23 protein-coding genes are annotated in these 26,583 nt (G+C 35.6%); 20 read left to right on the top strand and 3 right to left on the bottom strand.

The window, feature by feature from the left end:
- Positions 1-39 precede the first annotated feature (39 nt).
- The 5 genes from IPM62_04650 (at position 40) to IPM62_04630 (ending at position 6,991) form a co-directional block, all read left to right on the top strand.
- Positions 40-1,740, top strand: coding sequence for a glycosyltransferase family 39 protein (locus tag IPM62_04650; GenBank protein ID QQS38643.1), 1,701 nt, complete (start codon positions 40-42; stop codon positions 1,738-1,740).
- A gap of 2 nt (positions 1,741-1,742) precedes the next feature.
- Entirely contained in the window at positions 1,743-3,389 is a 1,647-nt protein-coding gene (locus tag IPM62_04645) for a glycosyltransferase family 39 protein (GenBank protein ID QQS38642.1), read from the top strand.
- A gap of 2 nt (positions 3,390-3,391) precedes the next feature.
- Positions 3,392-4,669: an FAD-dependent oxidoreductase gene (locus IPM62_04640; GenBank protein QQS38641.1), complete on the top strand. Its 1,278-nt coding sequence runs from the start codon at positions 3,392-3,394 to the stop codon at positions 4,667-4,669.
- Between the two features lie 153 nt (positions 4,670-4,822).
- On the top strand, positions 4,823-6,112 hold the full coding sequence (locus tag IPM62_04635) for a phospholipid carrier-dependent glycosyltransferase (protein ID QQS38640.1): 1,290 nt from the start codon (positions 4,823-4,825) through the stop codon (positions 6,110-6,112).
- Positions 6,113-6,118: 6 nt separating this feature from the next.
- Positions 6,119-6,991: a glycosyltransferase family 2 protein gene (locus IPM62_04630; GenBank protein ID QQS38639.1), complete on the top strand. Its 873-nt coding sequence runs from the start codon at positions 6,119-6,121 to the stop codon at positions 6,989-6,991.
- Positions 6,992-7,113: 122 nt separating this feature from the next.
- On the opposite strand, the gene aspA is transcribed toward IPM62_04630, so the two are convergent.
- Together aspA and IPM62_04620 are read right to left on the bottom strand one after the other, a co-directional pair.
- A complete protein-coding gene (aspA, locus tag IPM62_04625; protein QQS38638.1) occupies positions 7,114-8,307 on the bottom strand; it encodes an aspartate ammonia-lyase in 1,194 nt (397 codons plus the stop codon).
- A gap of 64 nt (positions 8,308-8,371) precedes the next feature.
- The gene (locus IPM62_04620; protein ID QQS38637.1) at positions 8,372-9,304 is read right to left on the bottom strand and encodes a manganese-dependent inorganic pyrophosphatase; all 933 of its coding nucleotides are present in this window, start codon (positions 9,302-9,304) and stop codon (positions 8,372-8,374) included.
- A gap of 64 nt (positions 9,305-9,368) precedes the next feature.
- On the opposite strand from IPM62_04620, the gene IPM62_04615 reads away from it, so the two are divergent.
- The 14 genes from IPM62_04615 to IPM62_04550 all read left to right on the top strand — a co-directional run bounded on the left by IPM62_04615 (position 9,369) and on the right by IPM62_04550 (position 24,607).
- Complete coding sequence (locus tag IPM62_04615; GenBank protein ID QQS38636.1) at positions 9,369-10,085, top strand: SDR family oxidoreductase; 717 nt, start codon at positions 9,369-9,371, stop codon at positions 10,083-10,085.
- A gap of 33 nt (positions 10,086-10,118) precedes the next feature.
- Positions 10,119-10,490, top strand: a complete 372-nt coding sequence (locus IPM62_04610) for a cupin domain-containing protein (GenBank protein QQS38635.1) — start codon at positions 10,119-10,121, stop codon at positions 10,488-10,490.
- A gap of 1 nt (position 10,491) precedes the next feature.
- Positions 10,492-11,598 carry a glycosyltransferase family 4 protein gene (locus IPM62_04605; GenBank protein ID QQS38634.1) on the top strand — a complete coding sequence of 369 codons (1,107 nt, stop codon included), beginning with the start codon at positions 10,492-10,494 and terminating at the stop codon, positions 11,596-11,598.
- A 164-nt stretch (positions 11,599-11,762) separates the two neighbouring features.
- A complete protein-coding gene (locus IPM62_04600; GenBank protein ID QQS38633.1) occupies positions 11,763-12,782 on the top strand; it encodes a GDP-mannose 4,6-dehydratase in 1,020 nt (339 codons plus the stop codon).
- A 48-nt stretch (positions 12,783-12,830) separates the two neighbouring features.
- Entirely contained in the window at positions 12,831-14,096 is a 1,266-nt protein-coding gene (locus IPM62_04595; protein QQS38632.1) for an oligosaccharide flippase family protein, read from the top strand.
- A 1-nt stretch (position 14,097) separates the two neighbouring features.
- Positions 14,098-14,865 carry a glycosyltransferase gene (locus IPM62_04590; protein QQS38631.1) on the top strand — a complete coding sequence of 256 codons (768 nt, stop codon included), beginning with the start codon at positions 14,098-14,100 and terminating at the stop codon, positions 14,863-14,865.
- Between the two features lie 30 nt (positions 14,866-14,895).
- Positions 14,896-15,762 (top strand): DMT family transporter, encoded by an 867-nt coding sequence (locus IPM62_04585; protein QQS38630.1) that lies wholly within the window; start codon positions 14,896-14,898, stop codon positions 15,760-15,762.
- 1 nt (position 15,763) lies between these two features.
- Positions 15,764-16,909, top strand: a complete 1,146-nt coding sequence (locus tag IPM62_04580; protein ID QQS38629.1) for a glycosyltransferase family 4 protein — start codon at positions 15,764-15,766, stop codon at positions 16,907-16,909.
- Positions 16,910-16,983: 74 nt separating this feature from the next.
- Positions 16,984-17,595, top strand: coding sequence for a hypothetical protein (locus tag IPM62_04575; GenBank protein QQS38628.1), 612 nt, complete (start codon positions 16,984-16,986; stop codon positions 17,593-17,595).
- A gap of 407 nt (positions 17,596-18,002) precedes the next feature.
- The gene (locus tag IPM62_04570; protein QQS38627.1) at positions 18,003-19,040 is read left to right on the top strand and encodes a GDP-mannose 4,6-dehydratase; all 1,038 of its coding nucleotides are present in this window, start codon (positions 18,003-18,005) and stop codon (positions 19,038-19,040) included.
- A 261-nt stretch (positions 19,041-19,301) separates the two neighbouring features.
- Positions 19,302-20,402 carry a DegT/DnrJ/EryC1/StrS family aminotransferase gene (locus tag IPM62_04565; protein ID QQS38626.1) on the top strand — a complete coding sequence of 367 codons (1,101 nt, stop codon included), beginning with the start codon at positions 19,302-19,304 and terminating at the stop codon, positions 20,400-20,402.
- On the top strand, positions 20,399-21,646 hold the full coding sequence (locus IPM62_04560) for a glycosyltransferase (protein QQS38625.1): 1,248 nt from the start codon (positions 20,399-20,401) through the stop codon (positions 21,644-21,646). Before IPM62_04565 ends, IPM62_04560 begins: the two co-directional genes overlap by 4 nt.
- 124 nt (positions 21,647-21,770) lie before the next feature.
- Positions 21,771-22,520 carry a class I SAM-dependent methyltransferase gene (locus tag IPM62_04555; protein ID QQS38624.1) on the top strand — a complete coding sequence of 250 codons (750 nt, stop codon included), beginning with the start codon at positions 21,771-21,773 and terminating at the stop codon, positions 22,518-22,520.
- Positions 22,521-22,522: 2 nt separating this feature from the next.
- On the top strand, positions 22,523-24,607 hold the full coding sequence (locus IPM62_04550) for a glycosyltransferase family 39 protein (protein ID QQS38623.1): 2,085 nt from the start codon (positions 22,523-22,525) through the stop codon (positions 24,605-24,607).
- Here the strand turns inward: IPM62_04550 and IPM62_04545 are convergent, their stop codons facing one another.
- Positions 24,608-25,546 carry a glycosyltransferase family 2 protein gene (locus IPM62_04545; protein ID QQS38622.1) on the bottom strand — a complete coding sequence of 313 codons (939 nt, stop codon included), beginning with the start codon at positions 25,544-25,546 and terminating at the stop codon, positions 24,608-24,610.
- 177 nt (positions 25,547-25,723) lie between these two features.
- On the opposite strand from IPM62_04545, the gene IPM62_04540 reads away from it, so the two are divergent.
- Positions 25,724-26,581 (top strand): glycosyltransferase, encoded by an 858-nt coding sequence (locus IPM62_04540; GenBank protein ID QQS38621.1) that lies wholly within the window; start codon positions 25,724-25,726, stop codon positions 26,579-26,581.
- The last annotated feature ends 2 nt before the right edge of the window (positions 26,582-26,583 follow it).

Raw genomic sequence — 26,583 nt, 5'->3', positions numbered from 1 at the left:
AAGAGCAAATTAGATTTTGTCAGTAACATGAGACAATACATGAAACGTTATTCACTTCTAGCTATATTGGTAATTGCTGCCTTTTTGCGAATATGGAATCTGGGAGTAAATCCACCACATTTAACTCCCGATGAGGCGGCGCTTGGTTATAACGCATACTCGATTCTAAAAACAGGACGTGATGAATATGGAAAACTGCTCCCGATTGTATTTAAATCCTTTGGAGATTACAAACCCGGTTTGTATGTATACGCCACAGTTCCGTTTGTATTTCTTTTTGACCTTAATGAAGTGTCTGTTCGTTTGGCCAGTTCACTTTCAGGAATATTTGCAGTTTTTATAATTTATCATATTGTCAATTTATTATTAGAAGTAGAAAATAAAAAAAATAAAGGAGTATTTTCTCCGGCGTTATTATCATCACTTATCCTTGCTATTTCACCCTGGCACATTCATTTTTCACGAGGTGCTTGGGAAATTAACATAGCGTTAACATTGACACTTTTGGGGATATATTGTGTTCTAAAATCGTTTACAAATAATAAATATCTGATACCTGCTGCACTATCTTTCGGAGCGACATTGACTGCCTATCAAGGCGCGAAACTTTCCAGTCTAATAGTTCTATTTCTTCTTGCAATTATTTACAGAAAGAAAATTAGTAAGATTAACTTAAAAGTTTTAGTGTTGTCTTTTTTTGTTGGACTGATTGTGGCATTTCCAATAATTGCATCATTTTCAAAAGGGGAAACTGGACGGCTGAAGGTGTTTAGCGTGTTTTCATATACAAGGCCGCAAGAATATCTAACGGATCTTTTGGCGACTGCGGATGTTAAATTTGGATCGCCGGAATACTATCTTTATTATTCTGAAAATCTAAATATAACCAAGGGAATTATGGGAAGGTGGTTCAATCACTTTTCTCCGAGATTTCTATTTTTTGAGGGTGATTGGCAAAATCCCAGACATTCAGCTCCCAGCTCGGGAGAAATGCTATTTGTTGATTCACTTTTTTTACTTTGCGGTCTATATATTTTGATAAATGCTAACAACACAGGTGCTCGTTTCATTTTACTTTGGCTTTTGCTTGCTCCTTTGCCATCCGCCTTATCGCGCGACCAAATTCATGCAGTGAGGTCTTATAACATGGTTATTCCTTTGGTAGTAGTGACTGCTTTTGGTCTGTCTTTCTTTTCACAGAAAGTGTCGGAATGGGGTAAGGTGAAATATGTTGGCATTTTAGGAGTATTTTTATTGTATTTGGCGAGTGTATTTTATTTTCTCGATGCATATTTCGTTCACCAACCAATTCATAACGCGAGATATTGGGATTATGGATATAAACAACTAGTCGAAATAATTACACCAATCCAACATGATTATAAAAAAGTAAAAATACATTTTACGTATGCTCAACCGTATATTTATTTTCTTTTTTATCAGAAATACGATCCTGCGACTTATCAAAAAAATGCATACCTAGAAGAAAGCAGGTATGGTGATGTTGGTAGGGTGACAAATCTTGATAATATAAGTTTTGAATACTTAAATTGGACGACAGCGCGTGGAGACTTTGGTACATTGTTTGCTGCGGATTCCGAGACAATTCCAATCCAGGATTCAGTTGATCCGGGAGAATTTAAACAAATCGGAGAAATTACCTTACCAACCGGTGAGATGATTTTTAGACTTGTTGAGGTTCTTGATGAGTCAAATGTAAATCGATATAAGGTATTCTAGTTATGAGAAAAAACATATTGATAATATTAATACTAATTTTAGGGTTGTATTTGCGATTTAATAGATTAAACACATTGCCTGCATTAAACGCCGACGAGGCTGCAATTGGTTACAATGCTTGGAGTTTGGTAAATACAGGAATGGATGAACACGGCAACGCATGGCCGCTTCACTTCCAATCGTTTAATGATTATAAACCAGGTTTATATTTCTATATTGTATTGCCGTTTGTTAAACTATTGGGTCTTAACATATGGGTGGTAAGAGCCCCCGGCGCGCTAATGGGAACTGCAACTATTATTCTTATCTACCTATTAGCCAAAGAACTACGCGGAAAAGACGTAAAAATAAAAATATTAAATTTGACACTCGATTTTCCTACTATTGCAGCATTATTTTTGGCTATTTCTCCGTGGCATATACATTTTTCAAGAGGTGGATGGGAAGTAAATATTGCTACGTTTTTTATAACAATAGGTGTCTTGTTCCTGGTGAAATCCGCTAAGAATACTAGGTATTTCAAATACTCATCTTTGTTTTTTGTCCTTGGCCTATATACTTATCATGCCGCAAGAATTGTGATCCCACTTTTATTACTTGGATATGTACTTAGTAATTTTAAATATTTACTGAAAAATTTTAAACCCATACTAATTGCTGGGATCTTCGGATTGGTCCTTCTGCTGCCGCTTGCAAAAGATTTAACCGGAGAGGCAGGTATGTCGCGTGCCGCCGGAGTAGGAATATTTGCTGATATTGGACCATTAAATAAAATTAATGAACAGCGCGGCGAACATGAAAACGTTGATGGTCTAGTGGCTGAATTAATCCACAACAAACTCGTAAATTATGCTATTGCGATTGCAGAAAATTGGGGAGAGCACTTCTCGGGAGACTTTTTGTTTATATCAGGCGATGATATTCAACGCAATAAAGTCCCCGACCACGGCCAGATGTATTTGATTGATTCACTGCTTTTGATCGCTGGCCTTTATTTCATTTCAAGAGGAGTAAATAGTAAATGGAGTTTTATGCTTTGGTGGCTTTTGATTGCTCCTTTTGCTGCCGCATTAACTTTTCAATCGCCACATGCACTTCGTTCTCATAACATGATAATACCCCTTTGCCTTATATCGGCATATGGTTTGACAAACATGCTTAATATATTTAAACAAAATACTTTATTAAAATACACATTATTTCCAATTATGTTCATCATGTTAGTCTGGTCGTTTGCGAGATATGAATATTTATATAATTTTCACATGCCTCGTGCATATCCTTATTCTTCGCAATACGGATTTCAAGAAATGATCTCTTATGTTGAAAGTGTGAAAGATGAGTTTGATTATATAATTATTACTGATCGGTATGATCAACCATACATTTTAACTTTGTTTTATCTCAAAGTTCCCACCGCCGAATTTCAGGGAGCACATGTTTTGTCCCCTCGTGATGGGTATGGTTTTTCAACTGTCAGAGAATTTGAAAAGTTTAGATTTAATTCAATTGAATGGCCCAACACCCCCAACACTTATCCTAATTCACTCATAGTTGGGACTGATGAGGAAATTCCTGATGCGGCTAATATTGTTAAGACTATTAAGTTTCCAAATGGTAGTACCGCTTATAAAATTGTAGCAAATTAATTATGAAAATTGGAATAATCGGTGCTGGTTATGTGGGCCTAACGGCTGGTTTAACTTTGGCAAAAAAGGGACACGGTGTAACTATTTATGAATCCTCATCAAAACCCGGCGGTTTGGCGAGTGGCTTTCGAGCCGGCAAATGGGAGTGGGCTATTGAAGAACACTATCATCATTGGTTTACTTCAGATACGTATATCAAAAAACTTGCCAAAGAAATACATCACCCGATAATTTTTTCTAGACCAAAAACATCAGTTATTATTAAAGATGAATTATTTCAACTTGACAGCCCCTTAAGTTTACTGCAATTTTCCCAATTATCCGTAACTGACAGGATTCGAACCGGCATGGTACTTGCTTATTTAAAAACTACGCCTTTTTGGAAAAAAATGGAATCGCAGACTGCTCATAATTATCTGGAAAGATATATGGGTAGAAAATCTTGGCAATTAATTTGGCAACCTTTGATGGAAGGTAAGTTTGGTGACTTCTCCAAAGAGATTCCGGCATCATGGTTTTGGGCAAGAATAAAAAAAAGAAGTTCGGCTTTGGGATATCCCGAGGAGGGTTTTCAAGCGTTTGCGCAAAGCATCGCAGATGAATTTCAGAAAGAAGGAGGAAAAATTATTTACAATGAAGAAACAATTGGAATTGAAAAAACTAAAAAGGGAATATTAATCACAAACAAGGGGCGAACACCTAACGAATATGATTTTGTGATTTGCACTCTTCCAACGAGTATGTTTATAAAATTAACAAGCGGGTTACCCCAAGGTTATATAAATAGTTTAAAACCGCTTAAGGGATTGGGCGCCATAACACTTCTGTTGTCATTAAAACACGAATTTCTAAAAGACAATACTTATTGGTTAAATGTGAACGATACATCGTTTCCATTTCTCGCTGTTGTCGAACATACACATCTTATAGATAAAAAACACTACAACGATGAAAACTTAGTTTATATTGGAAATTATTTACCCGTTAATCATAAGTATTTCTCATATACACAAGAAGCACTCGTTAATGAATTTACCACGTCGTTAAAAAGAATTAATCGATCTTTTAATAAGTCTTGGATAAATGATAGCTATGTATTCAAGGCTTCGTTTGCACAACCAATAATTCCCCTTAATTATTCTAAGCAAATACCACCTTTTGAAACTCCAATTGAAGGTCTGTACTTAGCTAACATTCAACAAGTTTATCCTTGGGATAGAGGAACAAATTACGCAGTTGAATTGGGTGAAAAGGTGGCAAATATAATAAATAAATTATAAAATGAAAACCAGCTATAGATGTCGATAACATATAAAATATTGAGAGAAAGAATACATAAAGTTATAAACTATTTTAATACGCACAAAACAGCTAAACTAATTGTCGTTCTAATTACTGCATATATAGTTGCGAGACTTGGCTTTAACTTGCGTATGGAAAAATTTACGTTTTTCCCCCCAATCAATGACACCGCTGATGAATACAAAGCTCCTTTTAATGGACTAAGCCTGATTAAGGATAAAGTACCTAGTTCATGGTCTTTTTGGGATGATTATGGAGATTTCCCAATGGTAACAATAAGAGGAACTAAATTTAGAATGGTGAAGCCGTGGTTTGATGAACCACCCGGATTTGGTTTGTTAACCGGTGGCTATTTGTATACAAAAGGAATATATGATCTCGAAAATGTTGATGTCGGGCTTGTTAGATATCCGATGATAAAACTGGCAACCCTTAGTATATTTATACTTTTTATTGTTGTTTGGTTAACGCATGGATATATAGAGGCACTTTTGGCATCTATGATCTATGCTACTGTGCCCACTTTCGTTTTAAGTAGTCGTTTGGTGTTATCCGAGAACATGATAGCTTTTTCTTCAATGTTGTCAATTTTGCTTTTGTTGATATATACAAAAAGAAAAAACATAATTGTACTCTTGCTTCTTTCTTTTGTTAGCGCTTCGAGTTTAATGTATAAAACTCCTGGTATATTCGTTCCCATTGCAGTGTTTGGATGCCTATTTGCGTTAAAATACTACAAACAATCACTTGTTTTAGCCGGGACAATATTTCTTTTTGTCTTCGCGTGGTTTGTTTATGGATATTTTTATAACATAGATATATTTCTCAAAATTATTAATGTGTCAAGCGGTAGGGAGTTATATCTACCAGGGAATATATTTAGTTTGTTTGTTACATATAGGATAGGCGAGAAAGTTATGGATGTTGATGGTTGGATTATTTTTGGTTGGATATCAGCATTTGCTATTGGTATTCAAAGTAGAGAAAGGAGGAAGATAAACTTAAAAGATATTATAATTCCAGTTTTTCTCGGGTCGTATTTGGTGTTTTTTTTCATTATGTCAGGGCACAGCAAAGGTTGGTATAGAATTCCCTTTTACCCGTTCTTAGCATGGGCAATGGCGGATGTCATAATAAATGTTATAAAAAAACCAAAATTACTTTCTACCTTTTTTGTCTTAACAGTTCCGTTTGCTTCAAGTTATATTTATGGTACTGGTGAAAAGAAATTTGGTCTCAGTGAAATTAGAAAATTTCAATACACTTTTGTAGGATTACTTACACCACCAATGTTGTATGAATTAACGAATAATAATATTATTAAGAGAATCGTGCAAGTAATTTTAGTTATATTTACAATAATTGCTCTCCACCTAAATATCAAAACTATTATTAATTTTCAAGATCAGTTTTGGTATTAATTCACTATGAAATTATCAGTTGTTCTTGCGGTTCAAAACGAACAAAATAATATAAAAAGTTGTTTACTGTCCGTAAAATCAATTGCTGATGAGATAATCGTGGTTGACGATGGTTCAATTGATAAAACTATAGCAATTGCCAGAGAATGTGGTGCTAAAGTATATGAATTCAAACACACAACAAACTTCCATCAGACAAAGCAATTTGCCATCGAAAAAGCAAAAGGAGATTGGATATTACAACTTGATGCTGACGAAAGAGTTTCCAAGGAATTAGCAATTGAAATACAAAACATATTAAATAATAACGACGACAAAATAAGGTCAAGGAAGATTATAGATCTTAAAAAATGGAAGCTATTCCAAAGACACGAAAAAATTATTAGGCAAAGAGATGGTTCTTTGGGAAAAGAAACCGGTGAAATATGTGCATTTTTTATTCCTCGTATAAATTACTTTGTCGGTAAACCGCTTAAGCATGCAGGAGTTTATCCGGATGCCGTAATTCGTTTAATTAAACAGGGGAAAGCTCGTTTACCTGCCAAAAGCGTTCATGAACTGATGGAAGTTGATGGGGAAATTGCTTGGTTGTTTAATGATCTTGAACACCATGAATCTCCTACTTTGGATCGTTATCTTTATCGCGCCGATAGATATACAAGTATAACGGCTGGACAAATGGAAAAAGTTGGAATCAAAAAAAATAAAAGGAAATTTATGTATTTTTCATTTATTAAACCCACTTATCTTTTTGTTATGTTATTTATCCGCCACAAAGGTTACAAAGATGGAATTCGCGGTTTTCTGTGGTCAGCTTACTCGGCGATGCACTTCCCCCTTGCTTATTGGAAGTATTGGGTAGGGAGTATTAAGTCTTAATAAAACTTCTTCACGGTCTTTGTTTTACCAAACACCGCGTCAATTATATGAGCATCGATGTTGTCGTTTATAGCTTCGTCTTTTAGTTGAGATGTGTGTTCAATAGCTTTAGTCACCAGAAACTATGCTCTGTCGTATCCAATGAATTTTGACAATTGAGTCGACAGTACAAGACTAGTATCAAGGTTAGATTGAATTTTTTCGGAATTTGCCTTTATTGTTGAAACGGTATCATTTACCGAATTGATGCCGTTGGTTAAAAAAGTTAATGACTCTATTATCGTCTTTGAAAAAACGGGAAGCATGGTGTTCAACTCTAGTTCACCGGCAAGAATTACTTGTGTAGCTACTTGGGTATTGCCAATTACCTGATATGTGACTTGGTTAAAAGCTTCCAGTATAACGGGGTTAGTTTTTCCCGGCATTATGCTTGAACCTTTTTGGTATGATGGTAAAAGTATTTCAGCTAACCCTGCACGCGGTCCTGAGGCAAGTAGTCTTAAGTCACTACAAATTTTGGATATTCCCACACTGGAAAGCTGTATGAGATACGAAGCGTGGATCAAGGGGTCGATGTTTTGAGTAGCATCGACTAAGTCATGTGATGGTGTGAATTTATAGCCCGTTTCCATTTCTAAGTATTCATGAATAGCTGTGATATAGTCTTTGGAAGCATTTTCACTTGTTCCGATTGCTGTACCACCCAGATTGGTGATAAGAAGATATTTTTTTATTTCCTCAAGTCTTTTAATATCTCTTTTGATTAAATTCTTGTATGCGCCGAATTCTCGACCCAAGGTAATCGGTACAGCGTCTTGCAAATGGGTTCTTCCTACTTTAACAATATTGCAAAACTCTTTTTCTTTTTTGGCAAATGTAATTGACAATTTATTTAACGAAATCAAATATTTGCCGAGCTCTTCAAGAATTACGATTCTTATAGCGGTTGGAATTACATCGTTTGTTGATTGCGATGAATTGACATGATCTAAATAATGAATAGAACTACTGCCTAGTATTTCATTTGCTCGAGATGTAATCACTTCATTTACATTCATATTTATTGACGTACCGGCACCACCTTGGATTTGGTCGGTCGGGAATTGAGTGTCAAGTTTTCCGTCAATTACTTCTTTAGCCGCCTTGATTATCGGTCGACCGAGCTCTCTTTTTATTTTGCCGGTTTTTACGTTTGCTTTAATGGCTGCAAGTTTTACAATTGCGACCGCTTTAATCAAACGAAGATCAACCGGGGTGTTGGTCATGTGGAAATTATCAAGCGCCTTTCGCGTTTCTTCGCCGTAGTATTTTTTCATTTGCAACAATTATACTACTTTCGCAAAAATTTAAATTATGTTGTCTTTTTATACTATGCTTTATCTAGAGTTTTTCGATTACAGTCTGGAGTACGGGTACTATTTGTTTTTTGCGTGACACTACACCGGGGAGCATAATTCTACCGTTCTCAAACTTAGCGTTAAAAGCTTCTTCGGCAAGATTATTTTCTTCGTTAGTACCAGATATGAGTACTGCTCTTGAGTTAAGAATATCGACTGCAAAGAAAAATGCGAAATCGAGATTTTCCTTAAGTTTCAATTCTTGTAAATCCTTTTCTAAATCAGATTGCATATTTAGCGCATTATCGGGTTTGGTTGTTTCTAACACGGATATCCGAACTTTCTTCGTTCCAAACTCAAAAATCTTACTATCCACTAAAACAATTTGCCTAGGCGACATGCCCGTTAAATCACCCTTCGCTTCAAACATTTTACCGGCAAATTCATTGATATCTAGTTTGACAATTTCGTTTAGCTCTTTAACAGCGCTTCTGTCTTTCTCGGTTGTCGTAGGGCTGGTTAAATTCAAGGTATCGGATATTATCCCTGCGAGTAGAAGTCCTGCATTTGCCAGGTCGATTTCAATTCCGGAATGTTTTATGTGCTTCCAAATAATCGTAGCCGTTGAAGCAAGTGGCTTAATTATTACCGGTATGGGATAGTTAGTTTTAATTCCACCTGTTAATTTGTGGTGATCAATCACTTGAATTATTTCGGCCTTTTGAAGGTCGTCAGGTAATTCTTCTGGATTGTTGGTATCGACAATTACTACTTTATCTTTTTCCTCAAGGTGACCAAGCAAATCAGGTGAAGGGACATTAAAATTTTCCAACACGAACTGTGTTTCTTTGTTTAAGTCTCCCAATCTATAAGCCTTTGCATCAATGTCTTTTTGATTTAGAAACCATGCATAGGAAACAGCAGAGCATATGGTATCGGTATCTGGTGCTTTGTGGCCGAATATTTTTGTAGGCATACAAGTATTTTAATTATTTTAAACTCACAGGGCAAGAGTGAATACGAATATGGTAATATCAAGTATGAATTTGAAAAATAAAACGGCGGTTATTACAGGTGCAACTGGTGGAATTGGCTCAGTACTTTCAGTTAAGTTAGCCCAAAAGGGAGTGAAACTTATTTTACTGTCTAGGACTGAAAGTAAACTCAAGGATTTGATTGACAGACTCGATGGAGATGGTCATGAGTACATTCAAATGGATGCAACAAAAACACAAAAAGTTAAAGAGACGGCGGAAAAGATACTGGGTTTAACTGAAAAAATTGATATTTTGGTAAATGCAGCTGGTGTTGGTGTATACAAAAGTTTAGAAGATGCAGGTATTAATGAATGGGAAGATAGTGTTGCGATAAACGTAACGACACCCTTTTACTTAACAAAAGAACTTCTGCCTCACCTTAAAAAATCCGAGGACTCTGTCGTTATAAATGTGGGTTCGGGTATGGGTAAAATCCCTACTCCTTGCAGGAGTGTATATTGTGCCACGAAATATGCCTTGAGGGGAATGACTTTGTCACTTGCCGCTGAATATCATGGGTCGAATATTCATTTTGTTCATATAGACTTAGGTAGTACATTAACTGATTTCGGCCCACTGTCTCTGGAAGATAAAATTGAGGAAAATTTACGAGGCAAATCATATTTTACTCCTTCGTGGGTAGCTGACAAATTTATTGCTATAATTGAGAAAGATGAATATGAGGCTGAAATCACGCTTTACCCGTCTGATTATAAGTAACGTAAAGAGCAAAGTAATAACGCAATAAATAATATGGAGGCAAAAAAGATAATAAGTGAGTTGAAAATTCTTTATCCCGGGAAAAAAATATACGTTGACGATCTACTTCATACCGGTGAAGTAATTTGTGAACTTGAATCAAGAGAATTAAATCCACAAAGAAGTGTTTATATTGCGGTTATTGATAAAAAAATAACCCATTATCATAGGCAATCACAAGAAGTAATTGAGGTTATAAAAGGCAATCTAATAATTAACGTTGAAGGGCGCGAGCATACAATCACACCTGGACGGAGTTTTACAATTATGCCAGGTCAAATTCATTTTGCTCAAGGAAACAGTACTTGGATAAAAGTAACTTCTATTCCGGGAATGTCACCCGAGAAACATGTATTAGTTGAATGATATGAAAGTAGCAATTGACATAGGACCCCTAAAATCACAAGACAAAGTGAGGGGGGTAGGTTTTTATACGAAATATTTACTTGAAAGTTTGGAGAAAATTGCCGGTGAGTTTTCGCTAGATATAACTGGACTTGACACCCAAACGCTTATAAAAAATGCTCATAAGTTTGATATTATTCATTTTCCGTTTTTCAAACTTTACGAAAGTAAATTACCTCAAGTTGATGCTAAAATAGTAGTTACAATTCACGACGTGATACCACTTTTACACCCCAATCAGTATCCTTCGGGTGTGCGAGGTAAAGTAAAACTACAAGATCAAAAAAGGCAACTGCGACGTGTTTACGCAGTTGTGACCGATACTGAGGCATCCAAAAAGGATATTGTCAGGTTTTTGGGTATTCCAAGCGAAAAGATATTTGTCACGCATTTAGCGCCTGCTAGCCACTTTAATCAATTAAAGAATGATACTTGGCAAGAAAATATCGTTAAGAAATATTTGCTTCCCAAAAGATTTGTCTTATATGTCGGTGACGTCAATTACAACAAAAATATTGGAACTTTAATACAAGCATGCAACAAAATTAAAACCGATTTAATTATTGTGGGGAAACAAGCGCTTTATATTGAGAATTATACTTCGGAAATTTCCCAACTACACGGACCAAGAGATTGGGCGAGATTCCTTTTCGGAAAACCACATCCTGAAGTTAAGCATTACAAGCAAATACTGGATTTACTAAAGGATAATCCAAGAGTAAAAAGATTGGGTTTTGTCAGTGACGAGGATTTGGTAAAAATATACAATTTGGCAACAGTATATTGCCAACCGTCGTTTTCGGAAGGTTTTGGTTTTCCTGTTCTTGAAGCCATGGCTTGCGGTGTTCCGGTTGTCGCAAGCAAAACTCAAGCATTGGTGGAAATTGCTGAAAAGGCAGCTATTTTTGTTGATCCTGATAGTGTGGACGGATTTGCGCAATCTTTTAGTTTGTTGTATAAAAACGAGAAAAAACGAAAGACATGTATTTCCAAGGGGTTATTACACGTTAAGAAATATAACTGGACAATTACGGCCAAAGAGACAATCAAAGCTTACGGAATCAATTAATTGACGAGTATGTTAGAATTTATTCTAATTCAAGAAGTCTTCGCGTTTTAATTCGCGAATGATTGAATTAATCAAAAGTTAAAGTTCGGGGTTGAAAATATTATTAAAGAGTCAGGTTGAGTGTAGTTACTTTTCTAATTATTAATATATAAATAAAGTTGTCAATGAAAAAACTTAAAAACAAAAAAGCATTAATTACGGGTGTCACGGGACAAGACGGATCGTATTTGGCAGAGTTTTTATTGAAAAAAGGTTACGAGGTATCGGGGATTGTAAGAAAAACCAGTCACTTTTTGTATGCAAATATTGCTCATTTTCAACATCAATTAAATATCGTACAAGCTGATTTGTTGGATCCGGTATCACTTACCAATGCCCTTTCGGTTATAGGTGATGTAGACGAAGTTTATAATCTCGCCTCGCAGTCTTCGCCTGCCGAATCTTTTAAACAGCCCGTCCATACAGCGGAAATAACAGGTGTTGGGGCACAACGTGTAATGGAATGTATACGCGAACGCTGTCCTAAAGCCCGTTTTTATCAAGCGTCAAGTTCTGAAATGTTTGGTTGGGTGAAAGAAATTCCCCAGAATGAGGACACACCGTTTAATCCCGCGAACCCATATGCAGCCGCAAAATTGTATGCGCATAACATCGCTAAAATTTATCGGAAAAGCTATGGAATGTTTATTTCTTGTGGAATTCTTTTTAATCATGAATCACCAAGGCGTGGTTTGGGATTTGTTACTCAGAAAGTAACATATGCGGCAGCGTGTGCAAAGTTGGGTATCAAAACCAGTGAACATTTAAACGAAGAAGGAGAGCCGATTTTTAAAAATAAAAAAGTCGCATTGGGAAATTTAGAAGCCAAAAGGGATTGGGGTTTTGCCGGTGATTATGTCGAAAGTATGTGGTTAATGTTACAACAAAGTAAGCCAGACGATTATGTAATCGGTACGGGTGAAACGCATACGATTCGTGAGCTTTGTGAGGAGGCATTTGGTTATGTTGGAAAAGACTGGAATGAATATGTGACTATTGACCCGAGGTTTGTACGGCCGACAGAAACGGGGCCACTTGTTGCCGATCCCAAAAAAGCTGTGAAAGTGCTTGGTTGGAAACCGAGAACTGAATTTAGTGATCTTGTTGCAATGCTTGTCGATGCCAATATTGCCCGCTTGAAATAGTTGCGCTGTATCGCTTCATTTTTCTGCAGTATAATCGTACAAGATTGTATGAAAAAGGCAAAAGACTTAATTAGAAACCCTTTGCTTCTTGGTAGTCTTTTGATGGTTGGGGGAAGTTTGGGTAATAACGGAATTAATTATATTTATCATCTTCTGATGGGAAGAGTGCTTGGACCGGTTGATTACGGAAACTTGGCGATAATTTTCTCTATCCTTTATATTGTCGGAATTATTCCAACCTCCACTAGTTTTGCGATTGTTAAATTTATATCATCAGCCAAAAGCAAATCAGAAAGAGATCACATATATTTTACTTTAAAAAAATTACTTAAAAGATTTTCGATAATTGCCAGTGTTGTTATGCTTCTATCTGCCTATCCGTTGAAGAATTTTTTACACTTGGGCGAATTTTATAGTCTTATTTTTATAGCACCGATTGTTTATTTTATGTTGTTAACAATTGTAAACAAAGCGCTCCTTCAGGGAATATTAAAATTTACAGGTGTGGTTGTTTCCGATTCGATTTCAAGTACGGCGAAGTTATTTTTAGGTATCGTCCTGGTTTTCTTTGGACTCAAAGTTCCCGGAGCTACTTTTGCAATAGTTATGTCTTCCGTGATGGCATACTATTATTCTGAAATTGTCATCAAAAAGGAAATATCGGAAAAATCCTCATTAGACTACAATATCTATCCTATTATTAAATTTGCTTTCCCTGTTCTCCTGCAAGCTATGGCATTTACATCAATATTTACCGTTGATTTAATTATAATAAAACATTTCTTCGGTCCGGAAAATCCGATTGCAGGGTATTATGCTGCTCTTTCCATGTTGGGGAAAATTATATTTTTTGCAACGCAACCAGTCGCTTCAGTTATGTTTCCGATTGTCGCAGGTAAACGCTCAAAGGGAGAGAATTATAGAACAACCTTTTATCTAAGTGTCTCTGCGGTCTTTTTATTATCGTCTTTGGTTTTGGTGTTCTACTATTTACTGCCCGACCTGGCAATTGGACTTTTGTATGGAAAGGATTATCTTATTGTTGCGCCGGAACTTGTTTGGATGGGTTTATTTATTACTTTTTATACCCTTGCAAGCTTAATTGTAAATTTCTTACTGTCGATCCACCGGACGCAAGTAGTGATGTTTCCATTGGTCACTTCAATCGTTCAAATATTTGTACTCTGGAATGTTCATTCTACGATAAGAGAAGTTTTATATGTGAATACAATACTTATGGGCTTTACACTTTTAGTATTATTTGTATACCTGGGTTACAATGAATTAAAGCGTTTAAACTATGTTAAAACGTAGTATGAAGAAAAGTACAAAGACACTAGTTTCAATTGTGGTTCCTTCCTACAAGGAGGGGAAAACTATCAAAACGGATCTAGAAATATTGATTAAAACATTAAAACAAGGGTTACCGGAGAAATACGACTTTGAAATAATCTGCGTTGAAGATGGCCAGTTTGATAACACCTCTGCGGAGGTAAAAAAACTTCATTATTCGAACCTCAAGTTTATTAGTTATAAAGAAAATAGGGGCAAGGGGTATGCTGTCCGTACCGGTATGAAAGAAGCGAATGGAGATTTGATATCTTTCATGGATGCAGGTCGCGACATCAAAGAAAAGGGAATTATGATGTTACTCGCTCATATGGAATGGTACGATGCAGATGTAATTGTCGGCAGTAAACGACACCCTGCGTCCAAACTTGATTACCCGTTATTAAGGAGGATACTAAGTGTCGGATATTCTTTCGGTATTAAATTACTTTTTGGTTTATCTCTGACAGACACCCAAAGCGGGATAAAAATATTTAAAAAAGAAGTCATTAAAAAAATTCTCCCCAAACTATCAATTGATAGATTTGCCATGGACATTGAAATGCTGGCTCTTGCAAACCACATGGGATATACAAGAATTTACGAAGCACCGATCGAGCTAAACTTTAATGTAGGTAAAAGTAGAATCCAATTTTTTCCCATATTTAATCCCAACTCGCCATTCAAAATGGCGTGGGACACCTTGGCTGTTTATAACAAACTAAAAATACTACATTATTATGATAAAAAATAAATATCTCCGATAGGCTAGTTAACAACGTAAATGTGGTTTTTATACTCAATATCCTTTGCACTAACTTCATCGGTTACTAACGTATTCGCCAAAAAGATTTTACGTGCAACCGACGAGAGAGTTTATTTGTTCGTATCACAGTTACTTGTAATACTATTTCTTTTTTTGATAATTATTATTAAATATCAAATCCCCTTTATTAATCACATCTTTATTGTAAGTATCCTAATTAGTTCTACCCTTGGAACACTCGCGGCGATATTGGTTTATAAAGCTCTAAAAACAACTGATCTGTCACTTGTAAGTTCAATGTCTGCTTATAATCCGGCATTTACTGCCATAGTCTCTTATCTTTTGCTAAAAGAAAAGCTAGGCGGACGAGACATTTTAGGAATTATATTTATTGTCGTGGGGACATATCTTCTGCGGCAAAAAAACTACAAAAATGTTATTTCATCTTTTATGGAAACTTTTAATGAAAAAGGTGTCCGACTTGCGCTACTTGCATACCTAATATGGAGCGTTACTCCGATATTTGAAAAAATTGCCATTCAGAACACCTATCCTGCTGTTCCCCCTTTTGCTTCTTTTGTAGGATTAATTATTTCTACACTCATTCTTTCTTTGTTACTGATAAAAAACAAGGTACGTCCTTTGGTTAGTATAGCGAAGGACAAAAAAACATATTTACTTATTGGGATACTGGGGGCTGTTGGTCAAACATGTGCCTATTTAGCGTTTAGTATGCAAAACCTTGGTTTGGTAACGGCAATTTTCAAACTAGCGATAATATTCAATACTTTATTTGGTTGGTATTTCTTTCATGAAACGTACATTGCAAATAAACTTGTCGGTGCAGTCATAATGTTTGGTGGTGTTATACTGATAATAACTTAGTATGAATATATTAGTATTTTCCTGGCGCGGACCAAAACATCCCCTGGCGGGGGGTGCCGAGCAGGTGATGCATGAACACATGAAGGGGTGGGTTAAAGCAGGTCATAATGTAACGCTATTTACTTCAAATTTTCAAAATGCCTTGCGCGATCAAGAGTTAGATGGTGTGAGAATATTTAGACGTGCCAATCAAATATTGGGAGTGCATATTGCAGCCTTTTTCTGGTATATATTTGGCAAGCAAAAATATGATGTTGTTGTGGATCAATTTCACGGTATCCCCTTTTTTACTCCGTTTTATGTGAGAAAGCCTAAACTCGCCGTACTACAAGAAGTTGCCCGTGGTGTGTGGTTGAAAAATGATTTACCTAAACCGTTAAATTTGATTGTCGGCATAATTGGCTATCTTGCAGAGCCGTTTCAGTTTGTAATTTATAGGAAAGTAAAATTTATGGTAGGTTCTCAATCGGCAAAAGATGAATTAAGTAAAATGAGGCTTCCACGAAAAAGTATAACAGTAGTTCCGCATGGAACATTGATTACTTTACCTAAACCTTTCCCTAAAAAAGAAAAAGATATTACCATTACATTTTTAGGAGCACTCGCAAAGGACAAGGGGATTGAAGATGCGATAAAAACATTCGCTTTAATCAATCAAAGAGCTAAAGAGGAATCTGATACCAAGAATTATAAGTATTGGATAATAGGTAAGGGCGGGTCGGACTATGTGGCTTATTTAACCAAACTAGCAAAGAACCTGGGGATTTATGAGAAAACAAAATTCTGGGGTTTTGTATCAGAGGCGAAAAAATTCGAACTTCTTGCAAGAAGTCATATTTTGATAAATCCATCAATCCTTGAAGGGTTCGGACTTGTAAATATTGAAGCCAATGCTGTAGGTACGCCGGTTGTAGCCTATACCGCACCGGGACTTGTTGATAGTGTGAAAGATAAATATAGCGGATATTTGATAAAACCCAATTCACCGGTTAATTTTGCAGATGTTATTTATATGCTTGTTAATGACAAGAAAAAATACGACGTGTTAGTTAAGGGATCAAGAGATTGGGCGGAGAAATTTACGTGGAAAAAGTCGAGGAAGTTAAGCTTATCGCTTCTTGAAAACGTAGCCCGAACAGTAAACTAGAAAACGCATTCATTGGTAAATTAAATATTTGGAGGAGTATTGCGCTGTAATAAATTTACTATATAATTATTAATATGAAGAAAATCCTACTTAGTATGTTTTTAGCAGCACTTATTATTTCTGGCTCGTCAAGTATGATATTGGCGGAAAAGACTAACGAAGTGTCTCCGAGTGCAAAAATGAAACTGTCAGAGGACAAAACCGCAACCGATGAAGCAGAGGGAAATATGCTTTGGGAAATGGGAGAAAAAGAAGATAGTGAGATAAATTCGTACGAATTGTTTTGGCCACTTGTTGCGGGAAAGACACGTACGGAAAAAATGTATTTCTTAAAAAGGATTAAAGAAAAAACAAGAGGTGCACTTATCTTTGGAAGTTCGCAGAAAGTAGATTATCATGTATTTATTGCAGTCAAACGGACTCTGGAAACTGAAAAATTACTAAACGAAGGTAAAAAAGATGCTGCCTCAGATACGCTCAAAGATGCAATTGAAGAGTTGGACAAAGCGGAAGAAAAGGTTAACGACATAAGCAAAAAAGGTGGAAACTATGGTCAGAAAGTGCATGGCATAAACACCAGACTTGAAAATATATCAAAGCTAGCGATTTTCTTATCTATGACAAACGACGAAAAACTTCTTGTTGACTTGGCAAACAAAGCTTCAGATTTATCCGAAAAAATATAACACGATCTACCGTTGCTACAATCGTCTTTATTAACAAATTGCGAAATATTTTCAGCTTAGTAGTTGCGATATAATGGATTGGTTGACAAGCGCTTCTTGAATATGCGACTTTACTAGCATATATTTTTGGTGAAGTTAAATATTTTTGTATACATAGCATTTCATTTTATGAGATTGGTATAAATAATTTTGTACTATAAATAAGGAAGTTAATTTAATGACAGTACATTGTCAGTCTTTTGTCAATCTGGGTTAAAACAAGTTGATAATTATGTCAGACGACATTGTATATTATTAAGTATACAATTTATTAATCATCCCAGTATATTGTTAATAGTGTAAGTATTTCTTGTGCTTATTGTTAATAATATAAAAATGTATAATTATAGGTATTCATTTTATCGCATATGGTAAAAGTTGTGACTAAAGCAAAAACAGCAAGCGAACTAAAAACATACTATAAAGGCAAACGAGTGCTGGTAACTGGTGGACTTGGTTTTATAGGAAGTTCACTTTCGATAAAACTAGTTGAGCTTGGAGCAGAAGTGACAATTATTGACTCGCTTGTTCCGGATTATGGTGGAAATTTATTTAATATTGACCCTATAAAAAATAAAGTCAACGTAAATATTTCAGATGTTCGAGACAAACACAGTATGAATTATTTAGTTCAGAATAAAGATATCATGTTCAATCTTGCTGGTACTCTTAGTCATGTTGACAGTATGACGGATCCATATACCGATCTAGACATTAATTGTGTAAGTCAGCTATCGACCTTAGAGGCAGTACGACACAATAATCCGCAAATAAAAATTCTCTTCGCTGGCACCAGAAATCAATATGGAAGAGCGCAATACTTACCGGTAGATGAACGACACCCACTTGAACCTACTGATGTTAATGGAATAAATATCAACGCGGGTGAGTACTATCATATTCTGTATTACAAAGTATATGGAATTAAGTCTTGTTCCCTTCGTATGACAAATACCTATGGACCTCGGCATCAGATGAAGCATCCGCGTCAAGGGGTGTTAAATTGGTTTATTAGACAAGTGCTAGATGGAGAAAAAGTCAAACTGTTCGGAACGGGCGAACAGATACGTGATACAAATTTTGTGGATGATGTTGTACGCGCATTTTTACTTTGTGGAGCTTCAGAAGCCGTCTGGGGTGAAGTGTATAATTTGGGAGGCATACCCGTTGGCTTGAAGGGTTTTGCAGAATCCGTGATAAAAGTACATGGGAGGGGAAAGTGCGAAACAGTTCCTTTCCCATCGGACAGAAAATCGATCGAAATTGGAGATTATATAGCAAACTATTCCAAAATTAAACAAACAGTTGGTTGGACGCCCAAGATCGAACTAGAAGAGGGAATTAGAAAATCTTTAAATTATTACATGCAACACAAGGATCATTATTGGAAAAAAGATAAGAATTAATATTGATTTGCTGGTAAACGCTATGTGTCGCTTCCGAGAGTCTTTTTTTTGTTGATGCCTTTTAAATATCTAGTAGCGTGTCGATAAAATGTAATAACAAAATTACTTAGTAATTTTGGAAATTGTCTAATAATTGACAAAAGAGATGTGTAAACCCTGTATTGCGTGGGGTGTGTTTTACTATTGATGGGGTAACTCGTTTATGTCAAATTCTTCCGGATAGCATTGCTTGATAATTGCCTATTTGGTAGAATCCTGTTTATGCAAACGGTTCAATTTGTTGATTTGAAAAGACAATACCGTGAACTAAAGCCTGAACTTGATAAAGTTGTTAAACAAGTACAATCGAGTGGCCGGTATCTTTTTGGTGAGGAAGTGACACGTTTTGAAAATTATCTCGCTACATATATTGGTGTAAAATACGCGGTAGGAGTTCATTCGGGAACAGATGCGTTAACAATTGCAATACAATCACTGGGACTTGGAAAGAATGATGAGGTGTTAGTGCCAGCAAATGTATATCCGACTGCTTTTGGAGTATCACACTCTGGTGTGCAAATAAAGTTAGTTGATGTTGATCCGGAATCATTGCTAATTTCCGTGAATCAATTACAGGCCAGTATTACAAATAAGACTAAAGCAATTGTGGTTGTACATCTGTATGGAAATCCTGCTCAAATTATTGCAATAAAGAAATTTGCCAATAAACACAAACTTTTCCTAATTGAAGATTGCGCGCAATCAATCGGTGCTAGATATAATGATAGAAAAGTTGGTACATTTGGTGATGTTGCATGTTTTAGTTTTTATCCTACAAAAAATTTGGGAGCACATGGCGACGGAGGTGCAATTCTTACGAATAACAAGAAAATATCTGACAAGGCAAAATTGTGGAGAATGTACGGTGAAAAAAGTAGATACAACAGCGTTCTTGTTGGCTATAACAGCAGACTCGATGAAACCCAAGCAGCAATTCTTAATGTAAAAATTAAATATCTTGAGAAATGGAATAAAAGAAGACGTGAGTTGGCAAAAATATACCAGAATGGTTTGAAAGATCTCCCAATTGTATTACTGCCAGAAGCCAAAAGGACGTACGGCGTCTATCATTTGTTGGTTATACGAGTGAAGCATAGAGAAAAAATAATAAAATATTTAAGCGATAAGGGTATAGCAAGCGCAGTACATTACCCTAAACCCATACATTTAACACCATCATATAAACATTTGGGAAATAAAACAAATAGTTTTCCAGTTTCTGAAGCATCATGCAAGGAAGTTCTTTCGTTGCCAATATATCCACAGATGAGAAAAAGAGAAGTTCTATATGTAATTAAAACGCTAAAAGAGTATTATCAATGAAAATCTGCATTCTCACTCACACATTTCCTCGTTACAAGAATGATTATGCGGCTCCCTTTATGGATGGTGTTGCGTATGGGCAAACTGAAGCTGGAAATGATGTATTTGTCTTAACTCCGTATACACGAGGATTTAAACGAAAAGTAAGCGATCAAAAATATACCATTGTTACATATAAATATGTTTGGCCGGAAAGTCTCCATATGTTGGGTTATTCTAATACTTTGAAAAACGACATGGGAGTTCCTAAAATAATGTATGCTCTGTCCCCATTGATGTACTTTTTTGGATTGGTTGCACTAATAAAATTAATAAAAAAAGAAAAGATCAATATTATTAATGCACATTGGATCGTACCGAATGGTTTTATTGCATCAATCGCATCGTACTTGACAGGAGTACCTGTCGTATCAACGCTTCCGGGCTCCGATGTTTACATTGCCCAAAAACCACAGTTTAGATGGATGGCGCGTTTCGCTACAAGACGTTCTAAGTGGATTACAAGCAACAGCCCGCAGTTATTAGAGGATCTTGCAAAAATTAATCACCCAGTCGATATAAAGGCTAGAAATTTACTTATGAAGAAATTTTCTCCAATAATCTATGGTACTTATCCATCGATATTTAAGCCAAATCGATCAGCTATTGCTTCACTTAGAAAAAAACACAATATACCCAAAGATCATGTTGTGATTGTGTCTGTGGGAAGACTGGTTCCCAAGAAAGGGTTTTCCTATTTAATTGAAGCAATACCAACCGTCCTTAAAAAATACAACAAAGTCACTTTTCTTATTGTGGGTGAAGGCGACCAAAGAAATGACCTGACAAAATTAGTAAAGAAATTAAACGTAGAAAGTCATATTATTTTTCCAGGATGGGTAAAATACGACAAACTCGTCAATTATTATAATTTAGCAGATGTATTTATTCTCCCGTCTATACGTGACGAAAAAGGTAATCTAGATGATCAATCTGTTTCGGTAGTGGAGGCAATGTCTTGTGGAAAGCCAATTGTAACTACAAATTTTCCAGGTTACAAGATTGTTATCGAAGATGGAAAGAATGGGTACTTGATAAGTGAGAAGTCGTTAAATGAAATCGCAAGTGTGCTCGGTAAACTTGTTGCGAGCAAACCCCTTCGTGATAAAATGGGTAAACATAGCCGTCAACTGGTTCAGGTTAAATTTTCGTGGAATGCGATAGGACAACAATATAACGATTTATTTAAAAAACTATTATCGTGAAGAATCTATTAATATTATTATTTTAATAAAGAATAAATCATGAGCTATCCTATATTAAGCATCGTGTAAGTAGATAATATTTATTAAATTAAGATGTGCGATGGTAACGAGTAATTTGTTAAGCATGAAAAAAAATAAAGCAAATAATAAGGATTATTCAGAGGCTTTACCCTTCGCGATGGGTGAGAAGAGTCGTCAAAAAAAAGCTCGTCAAATACATCATTTAATATCAGCGCATCTCAAAAAAAACACAAAAAAACTGATACTATTGGATTATGGGGCATCCATTGGAACGATCGCAGATTACATGTCAAAGTATTATAAACATGTAGTGGGAGTTGACGTTGATGTGAATGCAATAAAAAAAGCAAAAACTACATTTAAGAAAAAAAATCTAAATTTTAAAGTAACCACCGACGAGAGAATTCCTTACAAAGATGATTCGTTTGATATTGTAATTGCTAATCAGGTTTATAACTGTGTTGAGAATCAAAAACTCATGTTTGATGAAATCTATCGTATACTTAAACCGGGAGGGATATGTTTTCTTGGAGCCCGGAACAGATTTGTGATAATAGAATCTCAATATAAGCTTCCTTTGCTCACCTTTTTGCCGAGTCGCTTGGCTGATTATTACGTTAGAATAATGGGTAAGGGTAATTCATTTATGGGTAATAAATACCTTAGTCATCAAGGAATTAAAAAATTGTGTCATAAGTTTATTATTCACGATTACACGATAGCTGTTTTACGGAATCCTGAGAAATTTGGTTTTGATGGATTAGTGAAATATAAACCGATTAGCAAGTTACTTCCACAGTCTTTAATCTTACCGTTTATGCCTAATTATATCTTTCTCCTTGAAAAGAATTAAAAATGATTAAAAGCCAAAAACTTCGCAATATTAGGTTGTACACTTTATTTATTTTTGTTCTAGTGTTTATTCTTGGATTGGTTACGCTCCCACACTATGGAATTAACTGGGATACTATCAATCACTTGCCGCGCGGACAAGCATATCTGAATTATTTCTTAACTGGTTCTCGTGATTTCTCGAATTTGCCGACATTTACGAAATACTGGCAAGATCCGGACAAACTAGCTTTTAGCCCAATCGACAAATCGCGAGAAGATGTAGCTCGTGTTAGTTTATATCAAAATGCTGGAGTTGATTTTAATTATTTTATGGAAAACGATGGTGGACATCCTCCTGCAAGCGATATTATTTCGTCGCTATTTAACTACTTTCTATTTCAGAAATGGGGAATAATTAATGATATTGATTCATATCGTGTATATTCAATATTACTTTTTTCAATGTCGGTCGCTTTTTTATTTTATTGGATTTCTGATACAACAAATTCATATCTTGCAGGATTTATATCTGCCTTAACTTTGTTGTCGTATCCACTGTATTGGTCCGAAGCTCATTTTAATAATGAGAAAGATATTCCAGAAGCGGTATATATTTTATTAACACTTATGCTTGTGTGGTATGGAGTTCTCAGAAAGAAAAAGCGATTGTTGTTGATTGCAGGAATAACGTCCGGACTAGCTTTGGGAACAAAGTTTAATGCATTTTTTTTACCATTCATCGTATTGCCCTGGATGATTCTACTATTGTATCCCAGGCGTAGTGAAATTAAAAAAATACTTTTACAAAACAAAACGCTTATAATGACTCTGTTTTGTATTCCCATTCTGGCATTATTTATCTTTATTGCACTATGGCCATTTTTATGGCTAGATCCTTTGTCTAATATCAAAACCGTATTGAATTTCTATCATGAAATTGGACTTACGGACTCTTTCGACAAACGATTCATTGCCTTTGGTGGAATTAATCTATACCCCATGTTGTGGATAGTGTTCTCAACCCCGATAATCGTTCTTATTCTATCGGCACTGGGATTAACAAAGGCTATATGTGATTTACGAAATCGAAATAATGGATTTTATTTTCTGGTTGTTCTTTGGTTGATAGTTCCAATTGCAAGAGTTACTGCCCCGGGAACAAATATTTATGGTGGAGTCCGTCAGATAATGGAGTATGTTGCGCCTTTATCAATATTGTGCGGTATTGGTGCTTTGACGATTTACAACCTGGTAAGTAAGCAAAAAATACTCCGATCACTATTTTGGATAGTATTAATATCTGGTTATACTTTCCATATATTTAGATTAATTTCTCTTCACCCGAACGAAAATGTTTATTTCAATTCACTAATAGGAGGACATATTGGTGCCAGATCTATAAATTTTCCGGCTGCTGGAAATAGTTTTGGCGTAGCGTATAGGGAAGGTATATCATGGATAAATAAAAGTACACCTCATGGGACTAAGCTCGCTTACGCTCGTGAACTTATCCCCAACATACCTCTCATTTGGATACGACCTGATATAAGACTTTCAAATTCTTACAGAAGCGGGATCCTTCAAGAGGGAGAATATATAATTGCATTGACGTACCAAGGAACTGAATTAACTTCGTTTCACGACAGATATCTTAATTTGGGATTACACCCAATTTACTCAATAGATGTTGATGGAGCATCGATATTAAAAGTGTGGGAAAACACAGCAAAATATCGAACCGAGAAATACTCGTCAATTTCAGACTATTATGGTTTTACATACGAATATTCAGATCAAGGGTTTGTTGTTGATCTCGGAAAGATAGTTGATTTAGCTAAAATTAGTATTTCGTACGATGACGCACGATGTCTGGATATAGAGCATGGTTATGTTCAAATTTCTACAGACAATACAAATTGGCAACGTTTACCTGGGACTATGCCCAAAGAAGATTGGAGTGTACCGCTTATGGGATTCTATCCTACTGACAAAAATATCGTCATTCCATTTATAGGCAATGAGACTAGATTTGCTCGTATTGTCATGAGTCCAATTGACCAATGCTTGAGTACAATAGATAAGGTGGAAGTAAAAATATATAAGTAACTAGAGAATTGTTTCGGTTTTATTTGCTACAGAAGATTTCTGATTTAAATGTAATGTAAGCTCTGCCAACAAACCGGTGGTTACTAATTGTACTCCAATTACCATAAGCAAGATTCCCAGGAAAAGAAGTGGCTGTCTATATTGAATTGACCCGGTTGTAAAACGAAGAAAAGTGATATACATTCCGACGAGAAATCCTCCAAAAAAAGATAAAAAGCCTAACCCACCAAAAAAGTGCCCAGGGCGTTTGAGATAACCTGTTAAAAATACTACCGTCAGAAGATCAAGCATACCTTTATAACTACGCTCTAAGCCAAATTTAGATTTACCGTGTTTTCTTTTTCGATGTTCGACAATTACTTCTCCAACTTTGTAGTTTTGTTTTTGAGCGATTACTGGAATTAAACGAAATAGATCACCATACAAAGGTAGATCATTTATAACTTCCTTTTTGTATGCTTTGAACCCACAATTTACATCATGAATTTTGAGTCCTGTGAGTAATTTAACCGTTCCGTTGAATAATCTTGTTGATATTAATTTGCTCAAAGGATCATGTCGTTCTTTTTTCCAACCAACGACGAGGTCATATCCTTCGTCAATTTTTTCAATAAACTTTGGTATCTCTTTGGGGTTGTCTTGAAGATCAGCATCCAAAGTAAATATTAAGTCACCGGTTGCATGAGTAAAACCTGCTTGCATAGCTACCGCCTTGCCCCAGTTTCCTCTTAGTTTAATTACTTTTACACAAGGATCGCCTTTTTTAAGTTTTGTGAAATTTTCAAAAGTTTTATCCGTTGATCCATCGTCAATAAATACTATTTCATAGTTATACTTTTTGTTTTTAACAACGCTAATAATTTCTTGATAGAGTATCTCAATAGATCCCTCTTCATTTTTTGCAGGAATTACAAAAGATAATTTACGTGCTTTTGTCATAAAACCGGATTAAAATAGTTACATGGTTAATAATTTCCTCTTTCAACACTAATTTGACATGTATGAAATCCTTAACACTCAAAGTCAAAAGACAACATATACCGATGATTTTACACTGAGTTAACTATAACTTGTGTAACTAATTTGTTATTATACATGAAGAATTATAAAAGCAATATGAAATACCCAAAGGTTTCAATAATAATTCCCACCTTTAACGAAGAGAAGAATATCAAGCGTTTGCTGGTTAGCATCGGCAAGCAAAGTTATAAAAACATTGAATCGATTGTAGTAGACGATGGAAGTACGGATAAAACGGTAAGTATTGCAAATAAATATGCGACTCGTGTTTATGCCAGAAAGCATGCAGAAAGAAGTATCCAGAGAAATTTTGGGGCAAATAGAGCAAAGGGAGATTATTTAGTGTTTTTGGATGCTGACATGGAATTGACACCCAACGTCGTTTTGAATTGCATAGAAATTATATCCAATTCTAAATATAAGGCACTTATCATACCCGAAAAAACTACTGGGGGAAGTTTTATGAGTAGGGTTAGAAGATTTGAAAGAGAGATGTACATGGGGGATGCGACAATAGAAGTAGCCAGGTTTTTTGATAAAAAGATATTTAATGAATTTGATGGTTATGATGTCAAGTTAACCGGGGCTGAAGATTATGATTTACCCTATCGAATCAGTAAAAGACACAAGATTGGCTGGTCAACCGAATGGTTACTACACCACGAAGAAACTTTAACACTGCCCAAACAACTTAGAAAGAAATATTATTATGCCGCAAAAAGTGCATCATACGCCAAAAAACATCCGGAATTAATTTCTTCTCAAGGTAATATGCTTTTTAGAAAGGCATATTTCAAGAATTGGAAAAAGTTTATATTTCATCCAATACTTGGACTTACTTTTATTGCGATTAGGATATTAGAGGCAACCTCTGCAATTCTGGGATACATAAGCGCGGTAGGTATTAATAAATTTTTAAAAACATTAATTACAACAATTCGTAAAAAGTACTAAAC

Source organism: Candidatus Woesebacteria bacterium (assembly GCA_016700095.1).
Taxonomy (GTDB): domain Bacteria; phylum Patescibacteriota; class Microgenomatia; order UBA8517; family UBA8517.
This window is presented reverse-complemented; position numbering and strand designations above follow the sequence as displayed.

What these genes read in the sequence shown, in the direction of transcription:
- IPM62_04650 (QQS38643.1), top strand. Translation starts at nt 40, where the DNA reads ATGAAACGTTATTCACTTCTAGCTATATTGGTAATTGCTGCCTTTTTG.
- IPM62_04645 (QQS38642.1), top strand. Translation starts at nt 1,743, where the DNA reads ATGAGAAAAAACATATTGATAATATTAATACTAATTTTAGGGTTGTAT.
- IPM62_04640 (QQS38641.1), top strand. Translation starts at nt 3,392, where the DNA reads ATGAAAATTGGAATAATCGGTGCTGGTTATGTGGGCCTAACGGCTGGT.
- IPM62_04635 (QQS38640.1), top strand. Translation starts at nt 4,823, where the DNA reads ATGGAAAAATTTACGTTTTTCCCCCCAATCAATGACACCGCTGATGAA.
- IPM62_04630 (QQS38639.1), top strand. Translation starts at nt 6,119, where the DNA reads ATGAAATTATCAGTTGTTCTTGCGGTTCAAAACGAACAAAATAATATA.
- aspA (QQS38638.1), bottom strand. Translation starts at nt 8,307, where the DNA reads ATGAAAAAATACTACGGCGAAGAAACGCGAAAGGCGCTTGATAATTTC.
- IPM62_04620 (QQS38637.1), bottom strand. Translation starts at nt 9,304, where the DNA reads ATGCCTACAAAAATATTCGGCCACAAAGCACCAGATACCGATACCATA.
- IPM62_04615 (QQS38636.1), top strand. Translation starts at nt 9,369, where the DNA reads ATGAATTTGAAAAATAAAACGGCGGTTATTACAGGTGCAACTGGTGGA.
- IPM62_04610 (QQS38635.1), top strand. Translation starts at nt 10,119, where the DNA reads ATGGAGGCAAAAAAGATAATAAGTGAGTTGAAAATTCTTTATCCCGGG.
- IPM62_04605 (QQS38634.1), top strand. Translation starts at nt 10,492, where the DNA reads ATGAAAGTAGCAATTGACATAGGACCCCTAAAATCACAAGACAAAGTG.
- IPM62_04600 (QQS38633.1), top strand. Translation starts at nt 11,763, where the DNA reads ATGAAAAAACTTAAAAACAAAAAAGCATTAATTACGGGTGTCACGGGA.
- IPM62_04595 (QQS38632.1), top strand. Translation starts at nt 12,831, where the DNA reads ATGAAAAAGGCAAAAGACTTAATTAGAAACCCTTTGCTTCTTGGTAGT.
- IPM62_04590 (QQS38631.1), top strand. Translation starts at nt 14,098, where the DNA reads ATGAAGAAAAGTACAAAGACACTAGTTTCAATTGTGGTTCCTTCCTAC.
- IPM62_04585 (QQS38630.1), top strand. Translation starts at nt 14,896, where the DNA reads ATGTGGTTTTTATACTCAATATCCTTTGCACTAACTTCATCGGTTACT.
- IPM62_04580 (QQS38629.1), top strand. Translation starts at nt 15,764, where the DNA reads ATGAATATATTAGTATTTTCCTGGCGCGGACCAAAACATCCCCTGGCG.
- IPM62_04575 (QQS38628.1), top strand. Translation starts at nt 16,984, where the DNA reads ATGAAGAAAATCCTACTTAGTATGTTTTTAGCAGCACTTATTATTTCT.
- IPM62_04570 (QQS38627.1), top strand. Translation starts at nt 18,003, where the DNA reads ATGGTAAAAGTTGTGACTAAAGCAAAAACAGCAAGCGAACTAAAAACA.
- IPM62_04565 (QQS38626.1), top strand. Translation starts at nt 19,302, where the DNA reads ATGCAAACGGTTCAATTTGTTGATTTGAAAAGACAATACCGTGAACTA.
- IPM62_04560 (QQS38625.1), top strand. Translation starts at nt 20,399, where the DNA reads ATGAAAATCTGCATTCTCACTCACACATTTCCTCGTTACAAGAATGAT.
- IPM62_04555 (QQS38624.1), top strand. Translation starts at nt 21,771, where the DNA reads ATGAAAAAAAATAAAGCAAATAATAAGGATTATTCAGAGGCTTTACCC.
- IPM62_04550 (QQS38623.1), top strand. Translation starts at nt 22,523, where the DNA reads ATGATTAAAAGCCAAAAACTTCGCAATATTAGGTTGTACACTTTATTT.
- IPM62_04545 (QQS38622.1), bottom strand. Translation starts at nt 25,546, where the DNA reads ATGACAAAAGCACGTAAATTATCTTTTGTAATTCCTGCAAAAAATGAA.
- IPM62_04540 (QQS38621.1), top strand. Translation starts at nt 25,724, where the DNA reads ATGAAATACCCAAAGGTTTCAATAATAATTCCCACCTTTAACGAAGAG.